Annotated in this window: 1 rRNA gene (running past both ends of the window); it reads left to right on the forward strand. The window is 53.4% G+C overall.

Annotated elements, in window-relative coordinates:
- Nucleotides 1-2500, forward strand: a 23S ribosomal RNA gene (locus SporoP17a_RS10195) (it extends past both window edges: 367 nt to the left, 63 nt to the right).

Consider the following 2500-nt stretch of genomic DNA (forward strand, 5'->3'; position numbering starts at 1 on the left):
GGGTAAAAGCCCCGTAATCGAAAGCACATTCTCTCCAGAGTGGATCCTGAGTACGGCGGAACACGTGAAATTCCGTCGGAATCCGGGAGGACCATCTCCCAAGGCTAAATACTCCCTAGTGACCGATAGTGAACCAGTACCGTGAGGGAAAGGTGAAAAGCACCCCGGAAGGGGAGTGAAATAGATCCTGAAACCGTGCGCTTACAAATTGTCAGAGCCCGTTAATGGGTGATGGCGTGCCTTTTGTAGAATGAACCGGCGAGTTACGATTCCATGCAAGGTTAAGCTGAGAAAGCGGAGCCGCAGCGAAAGCGAGTCTGAATAGGGCGAATGAGTATGGGGTCGTAGACCCGAAACCAGGTGATCTACCCATGTCCAGGGTGAAGGTCAGGTAACACTGACTGGAGGCCCGAACCCACGTATGTTGAAAAATGCGGGGATGAGGTGTGGGTAGCGGTGAAATTCCAATCGAACCTGGAGATAGCTGGTTCTCTCCGAAATAGCTTTAGGGCTAGCCTCAAACGAAAGAATCTCGGAGGTAGAGCACTGTTTGGACGAGGGGCCCATCCCGGGTTACCGAATTCAGACAAACTCCGAATGCCGATGATTTATGTTTGGGAGTCAGACAGTGGGTGATAAGATCCATTGTCGAGAGGGAAACAGCCCAGACCACCAGCTAAGGTCCCCAAGTATCTGTTAAGTGGAAAAGGATGTGGCGTTGCCCAGACAACCAGGATGTTGGCTTAGAAGCAGCCATCATTTAAAGAGTGCGTAATAGCTCACTGGTCGAGTGGCGCTGCGCCGAAAATGTACCGGGGCTAAACAGATCACCGAAGCTGTGGATTGACCTTAGGGTCAATGGTAGGAGAGCGTTCCAAGGGCGTTGAAGCTAGACCGGAAGGACTGGTGGAGCGCTTGGAAGTGAGAATGCCGGTATGAGTAGCGAAAGAAGGGTGAGAATCCCTTCCACCGAATGCCCAAGGTTTCCTGAGGAAGGCTCGTCCGCTCAGGGTTAGTCAGGACCTAAGTCGAGGCCGATAGGCGTAGACGATGGACAACAGGTTGATATTCCTGTACCACCTCCCCGCCGTTTGAGTAATGGGGGGACGCAGTAGGATAGGGTGAGCACACAGTTGGTTGTGTGTCTAAGCAGTGAGGTGGAGAACGAGGCAAATCCCGTTCTCATCCAACACCAGGCTGTGATGGCGAGGAGATTTAATCTCCAGAGTCCCTGATTTCACACTGCCAAGAAAAGCCTCTAGCGAGGCGGGAGGTGCCTGTACCGCAAACCGACACAGGTAGGCGAGGAGAGAATCCTAAGGTGATCGAGAGAACTCTCGTTAAGGAACTCGGCAAAATGACCCCGTAACTTCGGGAGAAGGGGTGCTCTGGTAGGGTGAATAGCCCGAGAGAGCCGCAGTGAATAGGCCCAGGCGACTGTTTAGCAAAAACACAGGTCTCTGCAAAATCGTAAGATGACGTATAGGGGCTGACGCCTGCCCGGTGCTGGAAGGTTAAGAGGAGGGGTTAGCGCAAGCGAAGCTCCGAATTGAAGCCCCAGTAAACGGCGGCCGTAACTATAACGGTCCTAAGGTAGCGAAATTCCTTGTCGGGTAAGTTCCGACCCGCACGAAAGGCGTAACGATCTGGGCACTGTCTCAACGAGAGACTCGGTGAAATTATAATATGCGTGAAGATGCGCATTACCCGCGACAGGACGGAAAGACCCCGTGGAGCTTTACTGTAGCCTGATATTGAATTCCGGTGCAGCCTGTACAGGATAGGTAGGAGCCTTGGATTCCGGAGCGCCAGCTTCGGAGGAGGCATTGGTGGGATACTACCCTGGCTGTATTGGACTTCTAACCCTTGCCCGTGATCCGGGCAGGAGACAGTGTCAGGTGGACAGTTTGACTGGGGCGGTCGCCTCCTAAAGAGTAACGGAGGCGCTCAAAGGTTTCCTCAGAATGGTTGGACATCATTCGCAGAGTGCAAAGGCATAAGGAAGCTTGACTGCGAGACCTACAAGTCGAGCAGGGTCGAAAGACGGACTTAGTGATCCGGTGGTTCCGCATGGAAGGGCCATCGCTCAACGGATAAAAGCTACCCCGGGGATAACAGGCTTATCTCCCCCAAGAGTCCACATCGACGGGGAGGTTTGGCACCTCGATGTCGGCTCGTCGCATCCTGGGGCTGTAGTCGGTCCCAAGGGTTGGGCTGTTCGCCCATTAAAGCGGCACGCGAGCTGGGTTCAGAACGTCGTGAGACAGTTCGGTCCCTATCCGTCGCGGGCGCAGGAAATTTGAGAAGAGCTGTCCTTAGTACGAGAGGACCGGGATGGACATACCGCTGGTGTACCAGTTGTCTTGCCAAAGGCATCGCTGGGTAGCTATGTATGGACGGGATAAATGCTGAAAGCATCTAAGCATGAAGCCCCCTTCAAGATGAGATTTCCCATTACGCAAGTAAGTAAGATCCCTCAAAGATGATGAGGTGGATAGGT

Source organism: Sporosarcina ureae (genome assembly GCF_002082015.1).
In the GTDB taxonomy this organism is placed as follows: Bacteria; Bacillota; Bacilli; order Bacillales_A; family Planococcaceae; genus Sporosarcina; species Sporosarcina ureae_A.